The organism is Brevibacterium sp. 91QC2O2, from assembly GCF_024580695.1.
In the GTDB taxonomy this organism is placed as follows: Bacteria; Actinomycetota; Actinomycetes; order Actinomycetales; family Brevibacteriaceae; genus Brevibacterium; species Brevibacterium moorei.
Map to the genome: position 1 here is coordinate 1 of NZ_JANIJY010000021.1, position 16,578 is coordinate 16,578.

Genomic DNA, 16,578 nt, shown 5'->3' on the forward strand with positions numbered 1-16,578 from the left:
CACCGGGGACGCTTCAAGTCACGTCCGGTGACTCCGAAGCCGCCCCACGTCGTGGGTATCAACCTGCCGGAGCACGAAGCAGTCAGAAACTAGCCCGAGTGACTCCACACAGCTTGACACAGAGCGGCCCTGCAGGTTTCCGTATGCGATGTGGAGAGGCCTCGGTCGAGGCTGGTCCTCGCTCAGCCCTGTGGTACGTCCAGCCCGTTCTTCTTCTTGGGCAGGGCACCCAGAGCGATGACGATGATCGCAGCCATCAGCATGGCGGCGCCGATCACCCACATGCCGCCGTTGGACGAGCCGGTGGTCGTCTTGACGAAGCCGGTGATGTAGGGGGCGAAGAAGCCGGCGGTGTTGCCGATGGAGTTGACCAGGGCGACGCCGGCGGCGGCTCCGGCCCCGGACAGGAAGGCGGTGGGCAGCGGCCAGAAGGTCGCCAGGCCGCACATCACACCCATTGCGAAGATCGACACGAGCACCATGGTGGTGAACGGCGAATTCATGAACGTGGTGATCGGGATGGCCACCGCCGAGATCAGCGTGGGGATGGCCACGTGCCAGACGCGCTCACCCGTCTTATCGCCGTGCCTGGCCCAGAACCACATGACCAGCGCACCACAGGCGAAGGGGATCGCGTTGATCAGCCCGACCTCGACGATCGAGAAATCGGTGTTGAAGCGGTCTTTGAAGTCCGAGATGATCGAAGGCAGGAAGAAACTGATGGCGTAGAGGCCGTAGACGATGCCGAAGTACACCAGGGCCAGTGCCCAGACCCGACCGCTGGCCAGGGATTTCCAGGCCGGAACGTGGTACTCGGAGGCGGTCAGGGCCTCCTCATCGTCCATCTGGCGCTGCAGCCATGCGCGCTCATCGGCGGCCAGCCATTTGGCCTCGCGCGGCCGATCGGTCAGGAACCACCAGCAGATGATGCCCAGGATGATGGCGGGCACGCCCTCGAGGAGGAACATGAAGCGCCATCCGGCCAGGCCGAAGAAGGCCTCGTGGCCGTGGGCCATGATCAGACCGGAGACGGGCGATCCCAGCGCCGTGGACAGCGGGATGGCCAGCATGAACAGCGCGGTGGCCTTCGCACGTTCGCGCTTGGGGAACCAGTAGGTCAGGTAGAGGATGATGCCGGGGAAGAATCCCGCCTCGGCGATGCCCAGGACGAAACGGGCGGTGTAGAGCCAGCCGGCCGAGGGGACGAAGGACATGAGGGCCGCGATGATGCCCCAGCTGACCAGAATGCGCGCGATCCAGCGGCGGGCGCCGAACTTGTGCAGCGCCATGTTCGAGGGCACCTCGAGCAGCAGATAGCCGATGAAGAACACGCCGGAGGCGATGCCGAAGGCGGTTGCGCTCAGCTTCAGGTCCTCGGACATGCCCCCGGGCCCGGCGAATCCGATGTTCGTCCGGTCGAGGTAGTTGATGAAGTACAGCAGGCCCAGGAACGGCACGAGCCGCCATGTGACCTTTTTCAGAGTGCGTTTGCGCAGAGCGTCGTCTGTGCTGATCGCCGTCGCCATTGAGAGCTCCAGATCTAGGGGATGTGATCCTGACAATGCGCTTCATTAGATCACAGAAATCCCTGGGCGAAGCTATTCGAGCCCGCAAATCTCACAGTTCGGACTGCTGTGGAACGCCCGAGGCGACCGGCCCGCCAGGGGGCCGGTCGCCTCGGGCGGAACCGGGGGCTCAGACGTCCGGGGTGAACCGGCCGTCCTGGGCCATCCAGCCACCGTCGACCAGCAGCGAATGACCGGTGACGTAGCTGGCGGCATCGCTGGAGAGGAAGAGCACGGGGCCGGCGATCTCGTGCAATTCGCCCCAGCGGCCCAGGGCCGCCTTGTCGGCATAGGCGTTCCACCACTTGGCATCCTGCTTGATCTGCGCGGTCAGCGGTGTGTCGAAGGGACCGGGCAGGATCGCATTGGCGCGCACTCCGGTGCCGCCCAGCTCGCTGGCCAGCGTCTTGACCAATTGCACGACACCGGCCTTGGCCGCGGCGTAAAGGCCCTGCCCCGGTTCGATCACGAGCGCACGGAAGCTGGCGAAGGCGATGAGCGAGCCCCGTCCGGCTGCGGCCATATGCGCGCCGAAGGCCTTCATCAGGCGGTAGGTGCCCTTGAGGTTGATGTCGATCACCCGGTCGAACTCATCGTCGACGGTGTCGAGCACGCGCTTGCGGACGTTCAGGCCGGGCGTGGTGACCAGGATCTCCGCCTGGGAATAGGTATCGGCCAACTGCTGGACCTCGGCGGTGTCCGTGACGTCGACGCCCGCGTAGTGGGACTTACCGCCGCGGGCGGCGATGATTCCGGCGGTCTCCCTGGCGCCCTCGGCGTTGAGATCGGCGCAGACGACCTCGGCCCCGGCGTCCGCCAGTCCGATCGCGGTCGCCTGACCCAGTCCGGAGGCCGAGCCGACGACGACCGCCAGCTTGCCCGTGAGGTCGAAGAGTCCGTGGATGTTGGGAAGATCTGAGGCCGACTGGCTCATCTGCATGCCTTTCGTTGTCTAGCGTCTTTGCCTGTTCTCCGCCAGCCTAGTGCCCGCAGTTGCGGGCAGGACAGCGGTGTCGTGTCCTGAGACGATCCGGCCGGAGTCCAGGTGCACGATCCGACCGCCCAGGGCCAGGGCCTCTTCGGCATCGGTCGTGGCGTAGACGGTGGTCAGGCCCATCCGGCGCAGGATGAGCGCCAGCGTCTTTGCGGTCCGGCTCCGTTCGTCCGGCGCCAGATTGCGCAGCGGATCGTCGGCTATCAGTATCCGGGGGCGGGCGACCAGGGCACGGGCGGCCGAGACGTGGGGCAGCAGCTCCGGGCCCAGACCCGAGGCCCGCTGGTCGAGGTGCTCGACGATTCCCAACCGGGTGGTGGCCGCCAGGACCCGTTCCCTGGCCCGTTCCCGGCCGACTCCGTAGAGCAGGAGGGGAAAGGAGAGGTTCTCCGCCAGGGTCATATGCGGATAGAGGCGGTGCCGGTCGAAGACGCGGTTGACCCCGCGGTGTTCGGCGTCGAGGCCGGTGACGTCCTCCCCGTCGATGAGCACCCGGCCGTTGTGCCGGGGTTCGGCCCCGGAGAGGATGCGCAACAGGGTGGTCTTGCCACTGCCCAGCGGGCCCACGACGCATACCGTTTCCCCCTCGGCGATGTCGAGGTCCACCCCGGCGAGGCCGGGTGCCGGCTGATGGGGGTAGCGGTGCTCCAGGGCTCTGGCCAGCAGCGTCGCCATCGACCGACCTCCCATCCAGGCACGTCTTGAAATGTTATCTATATCTCATTTTAGGGGTTCATCCGTCTTGTACGTCAACACCCGCCGGTCGGCCCGCCCAGGCGACCCGCGCGGGTCGCCAGGGGCTCCGTAGACTTAGAGCATGAGGGTCGGATTGGAAGACGTCGCACGCGCCGCCGGGGTGTCGGTGACGACCGTTTCGCGCGTCCTCGGCGGGCGCGGCACCGTCGCGGCCGGCACCCGTGAGCGGGTCATGGCGGCGCTTACGGCGACCGGCTACCACCGCTCGACCCTGCTCGAACCGAGCGTCGCCCGACTCGTGGCGGTTGCAGCCCCTGCAGCCCCCGAACACTGGCAGTCCGAGGTCTGCCGTACTGTCTCAGCCCATCTGCAGGGCGCCGGCGCCGCGGTGGTGCCCGTCTTCCTCGACGCCGAGGACAGGGGGCTGCAGCAGGCGATCGCCGCAGGGGTCGTTGCCGTGGTCACCCCCACCTTCACCAGTCTGGACGTCGACGTGCCCGTCATCCGGCTGAACGAATCGCGTCAACCCCTTCTCCCGCCCGGGCCGGGAGCCGTCGACGCCGATCTGGTGGCCGCCAGGCTGGACCTGACCGGCGGGCTGAGCCTGGCCTTCGAACACCTGGGAGCATTGGGCCACCGGCGGATCGGCCTGATCTGCAATGACGCCGGAGACCTGGCCGAACTGCTGGCCTCCCGCTTCGTGGCCGAACATCCGGTGCGCGGATACAACGCGGATGCGCCCACCTGGATCGCACGCGCGCCCCGGTCGTTCTCCGGCGGGATCGAGGCGGCCACCCGGCTGCACGCACAGCGCTGTACGGCCGTGATCGTGCAGGGGTCCCTCCAGCTGCACGGCACGCTCGAGGCGATGCGGCGCCATCGCCTGCGAGTGCCCAGGGACCTGTCGGTGGTGGGTTTCGGGGACGCACTGACCAATCGCTTCACGGGCCCGGCGACGACGATGCTCGCCTTCGACATCGCGGGGCTGGCGGGGGCGCTGGCCGGCAGCACCGGCCGGCTGCTGGGTCTGCCCGGGCTGTCGGCGGCCACCGTGCCGCCGAACTTTCGGCCCCAGTTGATGGCGCGCGAATCCTCGGCGGCGGTGCTGCGCGGATGAGCCCGGCCCAGACCAATCCGTCGCAGGGGGCCGGGGGAGGGGGCCCCCGCGCAGGCCGACCCACCCTGGCCGCGATCGGCGCAGCCTCGGGACTGTCGCCGGCCACCGTGTCGCGCGTGCTGCGAGGACTGCCCGGGCCCAGCGAGCGGGCCCGGCGGGCCGTGCACGTGGCGCTGGGCGCTCTGGGCGTGGCCGAGGGCGCGCCGGCCGCGGCGACCGGTCCCGGCCCCGTCGCACTCGTCCAGCGGCGCCCGCTGGCAGCCGAGGTCGACGCCTATGAGCAACTGCAGCAGGAGCTCGTGCGGACCCTGTCCGTGGCCGGCCGGATCGCCCTGCAGGTCTACATCGGCACGGATCTTCCCTGGCGGCCTGGGATGTTGCGCGAGGCGGGTGCCACAGGGGCGATCCTGATCGGCGATGCGGTGCCGCCGGAGTACGCCCTGCAGGTGCGAGAGCTGGGAATCCCCACGGTGCGCATCGGTTCGGCCGGCGAGGAGGGGGATACCGAACAGGCGGGGACGCCCAGCGCCGGGGCGATCGCGCTGGACCGGGCGGCCGGCGTCGCCACTGCGGTCGGTCACCTGATCCAGCTGGGGCACACCCGGATCGGCCTGGCGGTGCCGGAGGCGCCCGGGTCGGCGACCCTGGTCGGGGCGTTCAGGCGGGAACTGGCCGCGGGGCTGCACATCATGGCCTCGCGCGATCAGGCGCCCGTCACCCGGGCCCAGCCCATTCTCCTGGCCGGAACCCGGGCGGCCGATGAACTGCTGGGCGGCGGAGTCAGCGCCATCATCAGCTGTGCTCCGGCCCTGAGCTTCGGCGTGCTCGAGGCCGCGCGGCGGCGGGGCCTGCGGGTGCCCGAGCACGTCTCCGTGGTCACGGTGGGGGAGATGCCCGAGGCCGCGGTGCTGGACCCGCCGATGACCCAGCTGGCGTTTCCCTGGAGCATCATTGCCGAGTCCGCGGTGCGCGAGCTCAGCGCAACGACTCACACACGACCGCTGGTCGTCATCCCCGACCTGGTGCTGCGCCGCTCGGAGGCGCCGCTGCGCAGACGCTGAGCCGGTTGTGGGCTCAGCCGACGCGCTGCGCCCTGAGGCGGGCCAGATCCCCCAGGAACCCGGCGACGGCCGGCGGGTCGGCCAGTCGGCGCCCGGCCGCGCTGGGGCCAGGCCCCACCTTGATCGACACCCCGAGGCGCACCGGCAGATCCGAGCCGGCCACGGCCCGTGACAGATGGGCGAAGGCGTCCTCGTCCGTCACGTCGTCTCCCGCGTAGAGTGCGCCGGTGGCGCCGGTGGCCGCGATGACCCGGTCGAGCCCGCCGCCCTTCGTGCTGTGGCGGACCGCGTATTCGACGATGTCGTGGCCCGGCACCCGGCGCAGGGGCAGGCCGTCCAGCCGCTCGCTGAGCCCGGTGTGGAGCCAGCGGGTCTGCGCGGGGTCGACACCCCGGGTGTGGAACACCCGGGAGAGGGGTTTGACCTCGACCCGCCAGTCGGCGGACAGACCGGCGCGCAGCCGCATGCCGACGAGCTCGTCCTGTACTTCGTCGAGCTGGGCGAGGAGTCCCGCCTCGCGGTCCTGGGGCAGCTCGCCGGAGCCCTCCGGCCCGCCGGCCCCGGACGCCGTCGCGCCGCCGGTCCCGGACGTTGGGGCATCGGCGGGTTCGCCCAAGCCGCTCAGATCGGTCTGGGCGCCATGGGAACCGATGAGCAGGGCGGCCGGATGCGGATCGGCCACCCGGCGCAGACCGGCCAGGTCACGTCCGGTGATGTAGGCGGTATAGGTGTCGTCGAGTTCGGCCAACCGGGCCAGGGCCCGGTGTGCGCCCGGCAGCGGCCGGCTGTCCAGGGGGTCGTCGACCAGTTCCGCCAGGACCCCGTCGAAATCGAGGGCGACCAGCAGCCGCGGGGTCGTGGCCAGCGCGTTCAGTGTTCGGGACCTGAGCGTCGTTCCCGCGGCGTCGAGCGCGAGGGGTTCAACCGCGGCGGTCATGCAGCCGCTCCGAGAGCTCGTCCTGGGTGTCGGCGACGGTGTCGAGTGCGTCGAGGAATTCCTGGGACCAGGCCTGGACGTTCTCGTGGCCGAGCTTGGCGCGCATCGGCTTCATCCGCTTGCGCTGTTCCTTCAGGGGCATCTCGGTGGCCAGCTGGATCGCGTCCTTGAGGCCTGTGATGTCGTGCGGATTGACCTGCACGGCCTGTCGCAGCTGGTCGGCGGCTCCGGCGAACTCGCTGAGCACCAGCACCCCGTCGTTGTTCGTCCGGCACGCCACGTATTCTTTGGCGACCAGGTTCATGCCGTCGCGCAGAGCGGTGACCAGCATGACATCGGCGGCCAGGTAGAAGGCGGTCATCTCCTCCCGCGGATAGGAATGGTGGAAGTAGTGGACCACCTGATTGTCCAAGGAGGAGTACTCCCCGTTGATCCGGCCGACGGCCAGCTCCACGTCCGTGCGGATCTGCTGGTATTCGTCGAGTCTTTCCCGGCTGGGCGTGGCGATCTGGATGAACGTGATGTCCTCGTTCGAGATCCGTTTATCGCCCAGCAGCTCCTCGAGCGCCTTGAGGCGGTGCCGGATGCCCTTCGTATAGTCCATCCGGTCCACCCCCAGCATCAGGATCCGGGGGTCGCCCAGCTCCTCGCGGATCTGCGCGGCTCTGGCGATGGTCGCGGGGTCGGCGGCCTGGGCCTCGAGGTCGGCGGTGTCGATCGAGATCGGGAAGTGCCTGGCCACGGCATAGCGGATGGGTGTGCCCGGATCGTCCTCATCGGTGCCAGGGACGGCCGGGATCCGGATGACGTCGTCCTTCGTCGTCATACCCAACTTGATGCGCACGGCACGGCGGAAGTTCGCGGCATCGGCCGGGCGCTGGAAGCCCACCAGGTCCGCGCCCAGGATGCCGCGCAGGATCGCCGAACGCCAGGGCAGCTGGGAGAAGATCTCCCAGGGTGGGAACGGGATGTGCAGGAAGAAGCCGATGCGCAGGTCCGGCCGCATGGCGCGCAGCATCTGCGGGACCAGGAAGAGCTGGTAGTCCTGCACCCACACGGTCGCCCCGCGCGCGGCCTCGAGCGCCACCCGGGCGGCGAAGCGGTGGTTGACGCGGACGTAGGAATCCCACCAGGTGCGGTGATATTCCGGGGCGACGATGACATCGTGGCACAGCGGCCACAGAGTGGCGTTGGAGAAGCCCTCGTAGTAGTTGTGGATGTCCTCGGTGCCCAGCCGCACGGGCACCAGGTGCATATCGTCCAAGTCGAAGGGGTCGAATAGTTCGTCGGCGGTGCCCGCCCAGCCGATCCAGGCGCCCTCGCGGGCCCGCATCACGGGCATCACCGCGGTGACCAGGCCGCCGGGGGAGGTGCGCCAGACGGGACCGTCTGCGGGATCGGCATCCGCCGATGTGTCGCGGTCGACCGGGAGCCGGTTGGCCACGACCACGAAGTCGGCGCCCTGGGTGGGCGGGTCGACGCGATGTGGCTCGGTGGTGTAGCTGTCTGTGGGACGGACCATGTGTGCACCTTTCGTCTGTGACCATTATCTCCTGTCGGCGCCCGGAAGTCCCGCGCCGGTCGCAGCCCGGCGGGCCGGGTCTAAGAGTCGTGTCAGACTTCGCCGGTAGCGTATGTGGAATGGTACTGACAGAAATCGGCGGATACCGCCTGGAGCGCGAATTGGGCTCCGGTGGCATGGGCGTGGTGTACCTGGGCTACGACCGGGCCGGGCAGCCGGTGGCGATCAAGGTGCTGCACCCCTATATCGCCGGAGACGTGGCCGCCAGGGCACGTCTGGCCCGCGAGGTGCGCACCCTGCGCCGCATCCGTCATCCCCGTATCGCCGAGGTCTACTATGCCGAACTAGACGCGGAACGGCCCTTCATCGTCACCCAGTACGTCGCCGGCCCGACGCTGTCGGCCGATGTGCGGTCCCACGGACCCTTCGACGAGGCGGAACTCGTCCACTTCGGCCATGCCCTGCTCGACGCCCTGGAGGCCGTGCACGCGGCCGGGGTCGTCCACCGCGACCTCAAACCCGCCAATGTCATGATCGCAGACGGCGAACCGATGGTCATCGATTTCGGCATCGCCCAGGCCGCCGACGACGTCCAGGTCACGGCGACGGGCCTGGTGATGGGCACACCCGGCTATCTCAGTCCGGAACTGGCAGACGGGCACACGGCCACCCCCGCGACGGACTGGTGGGGCTGGGGTGCCACCGTGGCCTTCGCCGCGAGTGGTCGCAATCCCTTCGGATCCGGACCCTTGGAAGCCGTACTGGGGAGAGTGGCGATGGGCCGTGCCCAGCTCGACGGCGTGCCCGCGCGCTTCGTGCCGCTGCTCACCGCATGCCTCGACCCGGATCCGGCCGCCCGCCCGGCCGCCGCCCAGATTCTTTCCGCACTGGTCGACATCGAGGCCGGGCAGATGCCGGTCCTCCCGGTCGCCGCGGATGCGCCCACCACTGTGCTGCCCGGGTCCGGGGCCGGATCCGGGGTGCCGGGGAACACGGCCGCGACCCGTGTCGTCCCCGCCGCCACCCGGGTGATGCCGGCCGAACCGCCCACCCGGGTCGCACAGGCGCCGGTCGGGCCCGCGTACCATCCGACCGGCCATGCCGAGCCCGTAGCCCGTGCCGAACCCGGGGGACCCGTCGAACCCGGACGATGGGGCGCGCCGGCACCCGGGATCGAGCCCTACCGGACGGTTCCGGTGTCCGATCCGAGCCGGCCCTGGCCGGGGGAGTCCGAGCCGTATCGCCGGGGCGAACCCTATGGCGCCGGGCAGCAGTACCGGCCGCAACCGCGCCCCTCCAGGGCCAGCGGGGGCTGGATGGTCTTCGCCCTGGCCGTGCTGGCCGTGTGCCTGAGCGCCACGGCGCCCGTCATCGTGCTGCTGGCCGCCTACGCCTGGCAGCTGCTGGCCCGGCCCGCCGCCGGAGTGGTGGCCCGCCGGATCAGGCGCGCATCCTTCTACGGCCCCCCGGGGCGCACCGGGATCGGCGACTTCGTAGGGGTGCCGGGCGGGTTCGTCGTCGCGGTTCTCACCTCGGCGCTCAGTATGATCCTGCCCGTCCTGGCCGCCGGCGCGGTGACCGTACTGGTGAGCTTGGGAATAGTCGACTGGCTGCCCGGCGGCACGGGGGAACACGCAGCACTGCTGGCCGGTGGGGTGACCGGCGGGGTGGTGCTCTGGTTGGGACCCGGTGGCAGGAATCTGCGCAGCGGATCCGCGGGCCTGGCGCGCGGGATAACCGCCGGCAACCCCTGGGCACAGGGGATCGTCACGGTGGTGCTGCTGGTGCTCGCGCTGGTCGCCGCGGTCACCGGGCTCAGCGATGAGACCGTGTACTGGTGGCCCCTGACCGTGGATCCGCTGGAATGGGCGAATCTGGCACAGGGCGGCTTGCGGTAGAGGCACGGGCCACAAAATGATTGCAGGTTCAACAAGTATGAGTATTCGCTGATCCTCGGGCCCACCCGGCCCCCGTATGATGGTGCGCGGACGGTTCCGGCCGTCCACCGATCAAACAACCACTCATCGTGAGGGACAATGGCAAAGAACTCCTCGGCCGACGATCGTCGCAAGGCCGCGCGTGAAAAGGCACGGCAGATCGCCGCGGCCCAGGCGAAGCGGGACAAGACCGCGAAGACACTCCTGTACTCCGGCTTCGCCGTGGTCATCGTCGCGGTGATCGTCGTCGTCACAGTCCTGGTCGTGCGCTCGAACGCCCCGGTCGACTCGCCCAAGGCGATGGCCGGCGGAATGATCGCGGTCGCCCCCGACGGCAAGGACACCTTCAAGGCCGTCGCCCCCAAGGATGCCGACGGCAAGGACGTGCCGGAGGGTCTGACCCCGTTCAAGGACAGTGGCATTCCGGATTCGGCGCCCACGGTCAAGGTCTTCATGGACTTCCAGTGCCCGGCCTGCAACAGCTTCGAGCAGACCAATGGCGCCAACCTCATCAAGTGGGCCGGCGAGAAGAAGATCGCGCTGGAGTACTACCCGCTGGGCCTGCTGGACGACCAGTCGCTGGGCAATAAGTACTCGACCCGCGCCACCAACGCCGCCTACTGCGCCGTGGACTCCGGTCAGGGCGGGAAGTTCCCTGAAATGGCCCAGGCGCTGTTCGCCGAACAGCCGGAGGAGCAGAGCAACGGCAAGACCGATGATGAGCTGAAGGCCATGGTCAAGAAGGGCGGCATCGACTTGGACGCCAAGCTGGCCACGGACCCGGAGAAGACCGTCTCCCAGTGCATCACCGACCAGACCTTCGGCAAGTACGTCGGCAAGGCCACGCAGGACGCCCTGAACGATGGGCTGACGCAGACCCCGCGGATCCAGGTCAACGGCAATGACATCAGCGACTGGTCCGACCCCTCGAAGTTCGCCGAGGCCGTGGCCCGCGGCTGAACCACCCCGGTCGTGCGGGCACTGGGCGGGTCGGGCCGAATGGCGTCCGGCCCACCCGGTGCTCTATGATCGTTTAGTCGGTGCGCTTCCGGTTATCCGGCAGCGCCCCGCCTCCATAGCTCAGTTGGCCAGAGCACCTGTCTTGTAAACAGGGGGTCGTCGGTTCGAATCCGACTGGGGGCTCCACCTCGCACCTGTGCACACAGTGGCAGAGTGCGCACCCGCGCAGACATGGGGCGGCCTTTCCCGTAGGGTGGATATACGACAGTCCGCCCAATGCAAAGGAGCCGGTCATGGACCCGTTAGCCCTACTCATCGTCATCCTGGTCGTCATCGTCGTCGTCGTGGTGGTGCTGGCGATCCTGTTGTTCAGCGGCCTGCGCACCAGTATCTTCTTCACGGTGCACACGCAGGAGAATGTCATCGTCGAGCGCTTCGGCAAGTTCCAGAAAGTCGCCAAACCGGGCCTGAACACCAAGATGCCCTTCGTCGAGACGACCACCCGGCCCATCTCCCTGCGGGTCCAGCAGCTGGAGGTCAACATCGAGACGAAGACGAAGGACAATGTCTTCGTCATGGTCCCGGTGGCCGTGCAGTACGTCGTGGCGGAGGAGAGCGTCGTCGACGCCTACTACCGCCTGGCCAACCCGGAGGAACAGATCCGCTCCTATGTCTTCGACACCGTGCGCTCCTCGTTGTCGACGCTGACCCTGGACACCGCATTCGAATCGAAGGACGATATCGCCACCAGCGTCGAACACCGGCTCTCGGAGTCGATGGCCCGCTACGGTTTCCGGATCGTGAACACCCTGGTCACCGACATCTCGCCGGACTCGCGGGTGCGCGATTCGATGAACTCGATCAACGCCGCTCAGCGCGACCGCGTGGCCGCCCAGGCCCTGGCGGAGGCCGATAAAATCAAGCGGGTGACACAGGCCGAGGCCGAGGCGGAATCCAAGCGGCTGCAGGGCGAGGGCGTGGCGGCCCAGCGCAAGGCGATCGCCATGGGCATCGCCGAGCAGTACGAAATGCTCAAGCAGGTGGGTATCGAGGACACCGCCGAACAGCTGTTGCTGATGACCCAGTACTTCGACACGATGCAGGACGTGGCCCGCAATGGGAAGTCGAATGTGCTGTTGCTGCCGTCGAACCCGGGTTCGTTGGGCGAACTGAACAAGGAGATCCGCAACACCCTGCTCACGGCCCAGGCCGCACGCGAATCCTGAGGTGATGGGGCCCCGGAGGGCGAATCCCATCACATCCGGGGACTTGCAGCTGACAGTCAGTCGGCGCACATGGTATTCCTGAGGAATGATTCTCGACCGTTTCTTCGCGATCACCAAGCGCGGATCGACCGTCGGCCAGGAACTCCGGGGTGGTCTGGCGACCTTCCTGGCGATGGCCTATATCGTCGTTCTCAACCCCATCATCATCGGCACAGCCCAGGATTCCACCGGCGCCTACTTAGGCGGTGGGAGTGAGCCGAACACCGTAGCGGTCGCCGCCGCGACATCCCTGGTGTCCGGGGTGCTGACCATCCTCATGGGGCTGCTGGGGAACTTCCCGATGGCGGTCTCGTCCTCGCTGGGGATGAGCGCCTTCATCACCTACGGGGTCGTCACGATCCCCGGGATGACCTGGGCCGATGCCATGGGCCTGGTGGTCATCGAGGGCGTCATCCTGCTCATCCTGGTCCTCACGGGGTTCCGCAAGGCGATCTTCGACGCCGTTCCCGCACAGCTGAAGACCGCGATCAGTGTGGGTATCGGTTTGTTCATCGCGCTCATCGGGATGATCAACGCGGGCTTCATCCACAAGGGCAGCGGAAACGGCCTGGAGCTGGGACAGGGCGGCTTCCTGTCCGGCTGGCCCATCCTGGTCTTCGTCCTCGCACTGCTGGCACTGTTCGTCATGTGGGCCGCCAAGGTCCGCGGTGCGATCCTGTACTCGATCCTCGGCGCCACCGTGCTGGCCATCGTGCTCCAGGCGGTCTTCTCCATCGGGCCCAAGACCGGCGACGACGGTGAAATCGCCAACCCGACCGGATGGGGCCTGACCGTTCCGGCACTGAACCAGAACTGGTTCAGCCTGCCCGACCTGTCCGTCCTGGGGCGGTTCAACCTGCTGGGGTCCTTCGACCACGTGGGTGTTGTGGTGACGATCCTGACCGTGTTCACCCTGCTGCTGACGAACTTCTTCGACCTGTTGGGCACCATGGTGGGCGTGGCCAAGACCGGGAAGATCTACGATGAAGTCGGTGAGATCCCACGCACGAAGCGGATCCTCGTGGCCGATGCGCTCGGCGCGATCGGCGGCGGGCTGGGCGGGACCAGCGCGAACTCCGCCTTCGTGGAGTCGACGGTGGGTGCCGGCGAGGGCGCCCGCACGGGCCTTGCCAATATCATCACAGGCGGCCTGCTGCTGGTGACGATCGTGCTGGCCCCGCTGGCCGGCATCATCCCCTCCGAGGCCGCGGCCCCTACCCTGGTGCTCGTCGGCTTCCTCATGATGCAGCAGGTCACCGACATCGACTGGACCGACGTGGAGATCGCGATCCCCGCGTTCATGACGATCGTGCTCATGCCCTTCAGCTACTCGATCACGAACGGGATCGGGGCGGGCTTCATCAGCTACTCGGTCATCAAACTCCTGCGCGGGCACGGGCGCGAAGTCCACCCGCTGATGTACGTCACCGCCGCGATCTTCGTCGTCTACTTCGTCTCCGGTCCGCTGGAGGCCGTTCTGTCCTGAGCCCGGGGCCGGTCCTGGCAGGGGAAACACCCCGGCCATGCAGGCGCCACCCCGACTGACTCGTTATCGTAGTGCTGGGCGGGACCTCGCTCCCGTCCGGCAGAAGGTCCGTCCGCGGCCGTTCATCTACCAAGGAGTTCACATGTACAACCCGGTTCCGGTTCCTTCCCGCACACCCGTCCTGCTCACCGGCGCGACAGTCCTGCCGATCGCCGACCGCGCCGGCCGGCCTGTCGAGGCGCTGGCAACCGGCGATGTGCTGCTCGTCGACGGCCGCATCGCCGCTTACGGCCCGGTCGGTACCCTGAGCGCACCGGAGGGCACTCAGACGATCGACGCCACCGGCAAGTACGTGACGCCCGGCCTGTTCGAGGCCCACGGGCACATCGGCATCGACGAGGACGGAGTGCCCGACGCCGGTGACGACACCAACGAATCGATGACCCCGGACGGTTCCGGACTGCGCGCGCTCGATGGGATCAACCCCGATGACATCGGCTTCAAGGACGCCCTGCGCGGCGGGGTGACCGCAGCTCTGATCAAGCCGGGTTCGGCCAATCCGATCGGAGGGCGCTCCGCGGCGGTCAAGGTCTGGGGCCGGATCGTCGACGAGATGCTCATCAGCCAGGACCTGTCGGTGAAGTCGGCGCTGGGGGAGAACCCCAAGCGCTTCTTCGGCAACCAGGGTAAGGAACCCTCGAAGCGCACGGGCGTGGCGCGCGAACTGCGCAGGGCGTTCACCGCCGCTCAGGACTACAGGGCCGCAAAGGAGTACGCAGAGGCCGAGGGCAAGCCCTTCACCCGGGACCTGGGCAAGGAAACGCTGGTCCAGGTACTCGACGGCGAACTCGCCTGGGACCAGCACTGCCACCGTGCCGACGACATCGCCACCGCCATCCGGCTGTCCAAGGAATTCGGCTACCGGGTCGTGATCAACCATGCCACGGAGGGCCACCGGATCGCCGACTTCCTGGCCGCCGAGGGCGTCGACTGCATCGTGGGGCCGCTGATGACCAGCCGGTCGAAGGTCGAACTGCGCAATCGGACGCTGTCGACGCCGGCCGCGCTCGCGGCCGCCGGCGTGCGGATCGCGCTGACCACCGACCACCCGGTGATCCCCATCAACTTCCTCATCCACGAGGCGTCCCTGGCGGTCAAGGAGGGACTGCCACGCGACACGGCGCTGCAGGCGCTGACCATCAACCCGGCGCTGATGTTCGGCCTGGAGGGCCGACTGGGTTCCCTGGCACCTGACACCGATGCCGATGTCGTCGTCTGGTCGGGCGATCCGCTGGACGTGCTCTCGCGCGTCGAACGGGTCTTCATCGACGGCCGGCAGGTCTACACGCACAACGACGCCACCGGCGCCGCCGATGTCGCAGATCCCTACGGTCCCACCCTCGTGAACGTGCCGTGACCGACCGGCCGCAGTCAGAAGCCGGTGAGACGGCGGCCGAGCGGGAAGCAGAGCGTCAGGCCAGGGCAGAGCGGGCGCGCAGCAGGAAGCGCGTTCAGCAGCTGCTGCGCGGCTCGGCCCAGGCCCATGCTGCCCCGCAGACCGCCGGTGGCAAACGCCGTGCCGCCGAGCGGATAGCCCGCCGGGCGGTGGACCGGATCGTCACCGATCCGGACCCCACCACCCAGCCGATCCCGCTGGTGGCCCGGCTCAAGGGGACCGCCTATCAGGCTCCGGTGCAGCCACAGGCGAAGAACGAGGACGAGGCCAGGATGATCCTGGACTTCGCCGTCGACACCGGCCGGATGCTGTTGCGCGCGGGTGCGGGCTCCAAGGACGTGGAGATCGCGGTCATCGCGGTGTGCACCGCGCTGGGCCTGCCCAATGTCGAGATCGACCTGACCTCGGGGGCGCTGACGGTCCACTACGCGGACCCGGAGGGCCGACTGCTGACCGTTGTGCGGGTGACCCGCGACGAGTCCCTGCACTATGCGAAGATCTCCTCCCTACACGCCCTGATCGCCGATATCGTCGATGGCAAGGTCGACTTCGATACGGCGCGCTCCCGCCTCGATGCCATCCGGCGGCAGCCGCGGCCGTATCCGGAATGGTTCATCACCGGTGCCTGGGCGGCCCTGGTCGGGGCGTTCACCATCCTGGTGGGTGGCGGACCGATCTCGATGACCCTGGGCTTCATCATGGCCATCGTGTTCGACGGGGTGGGCAAGCTGTTGGGCCGGACCGGTGTGCCCGGCTTCTTCATCACCGCGGGGCAGTCCCTGTTGGCGACCCTGGTCGCGACGGTCGCCTGGAACTTCGGTCTGGTCTCCAGCCCGCAGTATCTGGTGGCGGCGGGCATCGTCCTGCTGCTGCCCACTCAGAGCCTGCTGGCGGCCGTCGAGGACGCCCTGACGAGTTTCCCGCTGACCGCTGCGGGCAAGTTCGTGGGCGTGTTCATGACCTTCGCGGGAATCGTCTCGGGGATCGCCGCAGGGCTGTCCCTGGCCGCTGCCATGAACCTGCGCGATATCGACGTGCTCATCGACTCGAGTGCGCTCACGGGGCTGGGCACGGTGCTGGCCTCTTTGGCGGCCTCGGGGGTCGTCGCGGCAGCCGGAGCGGTGGGCATGCAGGCCTCCAAGCGGGTGATCCTGCCCGCCGCGGCCATCGGCATGGTCGGATTCCTGTGCAATTGGGGTCTGGGCGGCCTGGGCATCACCGGCGTGGCGAACTCGTTCATCAGCTCGCTGGTCGTCGGTGTGTTGGCCTATCCCGTGGCGATCTGGAGGCGCACCGCTTCGATCGTCTACCTGATCCCCGCGCTCTACCCGCTGCTGGCCGGCCTGTCGATCTTCTCTGCCGCCTACAACATGGTCGGCAGCGATTCGGTCACGGTCGCCTCGGGGTTGTCGGCGCTGTTCCTGGCAGTCGCCACGAATGCGGCACTGGCGGTGGGCGCCGTGCTCGGCGGCTTCATCTGCGCACCGCTGCAGAGTCATCTGCGCAAGCGGATCACCGAATACCGGCAGCAGGCAGCGGAACCGGCCACCTCGGCCTGAACGGCGCATGCGGGCCCGCAGCG

General features: G+C 68.4%; 12 protein-coding genes, 1 tRNA gene and 1 pseudogene. 9 read left to right on the top strand and 5 right to left on the bottom strand.

What is annotated here, in order from left to right:
* Positions 1-182 precede the first annotated feature (182 nt).
* The 3 genes from NQ036_RS12505 to NQ036_RS12515 all read right to left on the bottom strand — a co-directional run bounded on the left by NQ036_RS12505 (position 183) and on the right by NQ036_RS12515 (position 3,234).
* Positions 183-1,526 (bottom strand): MFS transporter, encoded by a 1,344-nt coding sequence (locus tag NQ036_RS12505; RefSeq protein ID WP_257059439.1) that lies wholly within the window; start codon positions 1,524-1,526, stop codon positions 183-185.
* A 169-nt stretch (positions 1,527-1,695) separates the two neighbouring features.
* Entirely contained in the window at positions 1,696-2,499 is an 804-nt protein-coding gene (locus NQ036_RS12510; RefSeq protein ID WP_373456773.1) for an SDR family NAD(P)-dependent oxidoreductase, read from the bottom strand.
* Positions 2,500-2,517: 18 nt separating this feature from the next.
* Entirely contained in the window at positions 2,518-3,234 is a 717-nt protein-coding gene (locus NQ036_RS12515; protein WP_257059442.1) for an ATP-binding cassette domain-containing protein, read from the bottom strand.
* A 142-nt stretch (positions 3,235-3,376) separates the two neighbouring features.
* On the opposite strand from NQ036_RS12515, the gene NQ036_RS12520 reads away from it, so the two are divergent.
* Together NQ036_RS12520 and NQ036_RS12525 are read left to right on the top strand one after the other, a co-directional pair.
* A complete protein-coding gene (locus NQ036_RS12520) occupies positions 3,377-4,372 on the top strand; it encodes a LacI family DNA-binding transcriptional regulator (RefSeq protein WP_257059445.1) in 996 nt (331 codons plus the stop codon).
* A complete protein-coding gene (locus tag NQ036_RS12525; protein WP_257059448.1) occupies positions 4,369-5,433 on the top strand; it encodes a LacI family DNA-binding transcriptional regulator in 1,065 nt (354 codons plus the stop codon). The genes NQ036_RS12520 and NQ036_RS12525 overlap by 4 nt, the downstream gene beginning before the upstream one ends.
* A 13-nt stretch (positions 5,434-5,446) precedes the next feature.
* Here NQ036_RS12525 and NQ036_RS12530 read toward each other — a convergent pair whose 3' ends face one another.
* Entirely contained in the window at positions 5,447-6,370 is a 924-nt protein-coding gene (locus NQ036_RS12530) for a trehalose-phosphatase (RefSeq protein WP_257059450.1), read from the bottom strand.
* Positions 6,354-7,892, bottom strand: coding sequence for a trehalose-6-phosphate synthase (locus tag NQ036_RS12535; protein WP_257059453.1), 1,539 nt, complete (start codon positions 7,890-7,892; stop codon positions 6,354-6,356). Before NQ036_RS12535 ends, NQ036_RS12530 begins: the two co-directional genes overlap by 17 nt.
* A 119-nt stretch (positions 7,893-8,011) precedes the next feature.
* On the opposite strand from NQ036_RS12535, the gene NQ036_RS12540 reads away from it, so the two are divergent.
* From NQ036_RS12540 to NQ036_RS12570, 7 genes and pseudogenes are all read left to right on the top strand, one after another.
* Positions 8,012-9,790 (top strand): serine/threonine-protein kinase, encoded by a 1,779-nt coding sequence (locus NQ036_RS12540; protein ID WP_257059456.1) that lies wholly within the window; start codon positions 8,012-8,014, stop codon positions 9,788-9,790.
* A 138-nt stretch (positions 9,791-9,928) separates the two neighbouring features.
* A complete protein-coding gene (locus NQ036_RS12545) occupies positions 9,929-10,789 on the top strand; it encodes a DsbA family protein (RefSeq protein ID WP_257059459.1) in 861 nt (286 codons plus the stop codon).
* A gap of 109 nt (positions 10,790-10,898) precedes the next feature.
* A tRNA-Thr gene (locus NQ036_RS12550) sits at positions 10,899-10,975 on the top strand.
* Between the two features lie 107 nt (positions 10,976-11,082).
* Positions 11,083-12,012, top strand: a pseudogene (locus tag NQ036_RS12555) (SPFH domain-containing protein); the annotation flags it as partial.
* Positions 12,013-12,100: 88 nt separating this feature from the next.
* Positions 12,101-13,540: an NCS2 family permease gene (locus NQ036_RS12560; RefSeq protein ID WP_257047581.1), complete on the top strand. Its 1,440-nt coding sequence runs from the start codon at positions 12,101-12,103 to the stop codon at positions 13,538-13,540.
* A gap of 142 nt (positions 13,541-13,682) precedes the next feature.
* On the top strand, positions 13,683-14,957 hold the full coding sequence (locus NQ036_RS12565) for an amidohydrolase (protein WP_257047582.1): 1,275 nt from the start codon (positions 13,683-13,685) through the stop codon (positions 14,955-14,957).
* Positions 14,954-16,555 (top strand): threonine/serine exporter family protein, encoded by a 1,602-nt coding sequence (locus NQ036_RS12570; protein ID WP_257059461.1) that lies wholly within the window; start codon positions 14,954-14,956, stop codon positions 16,553-16,555. Before NQ036_RS12565 ends, NQ036_RS12570 begins: the two co-directional genes overlap by 4 nt.
* Positions 16,556-16,578: the final 23 nt, after the last annotated feature.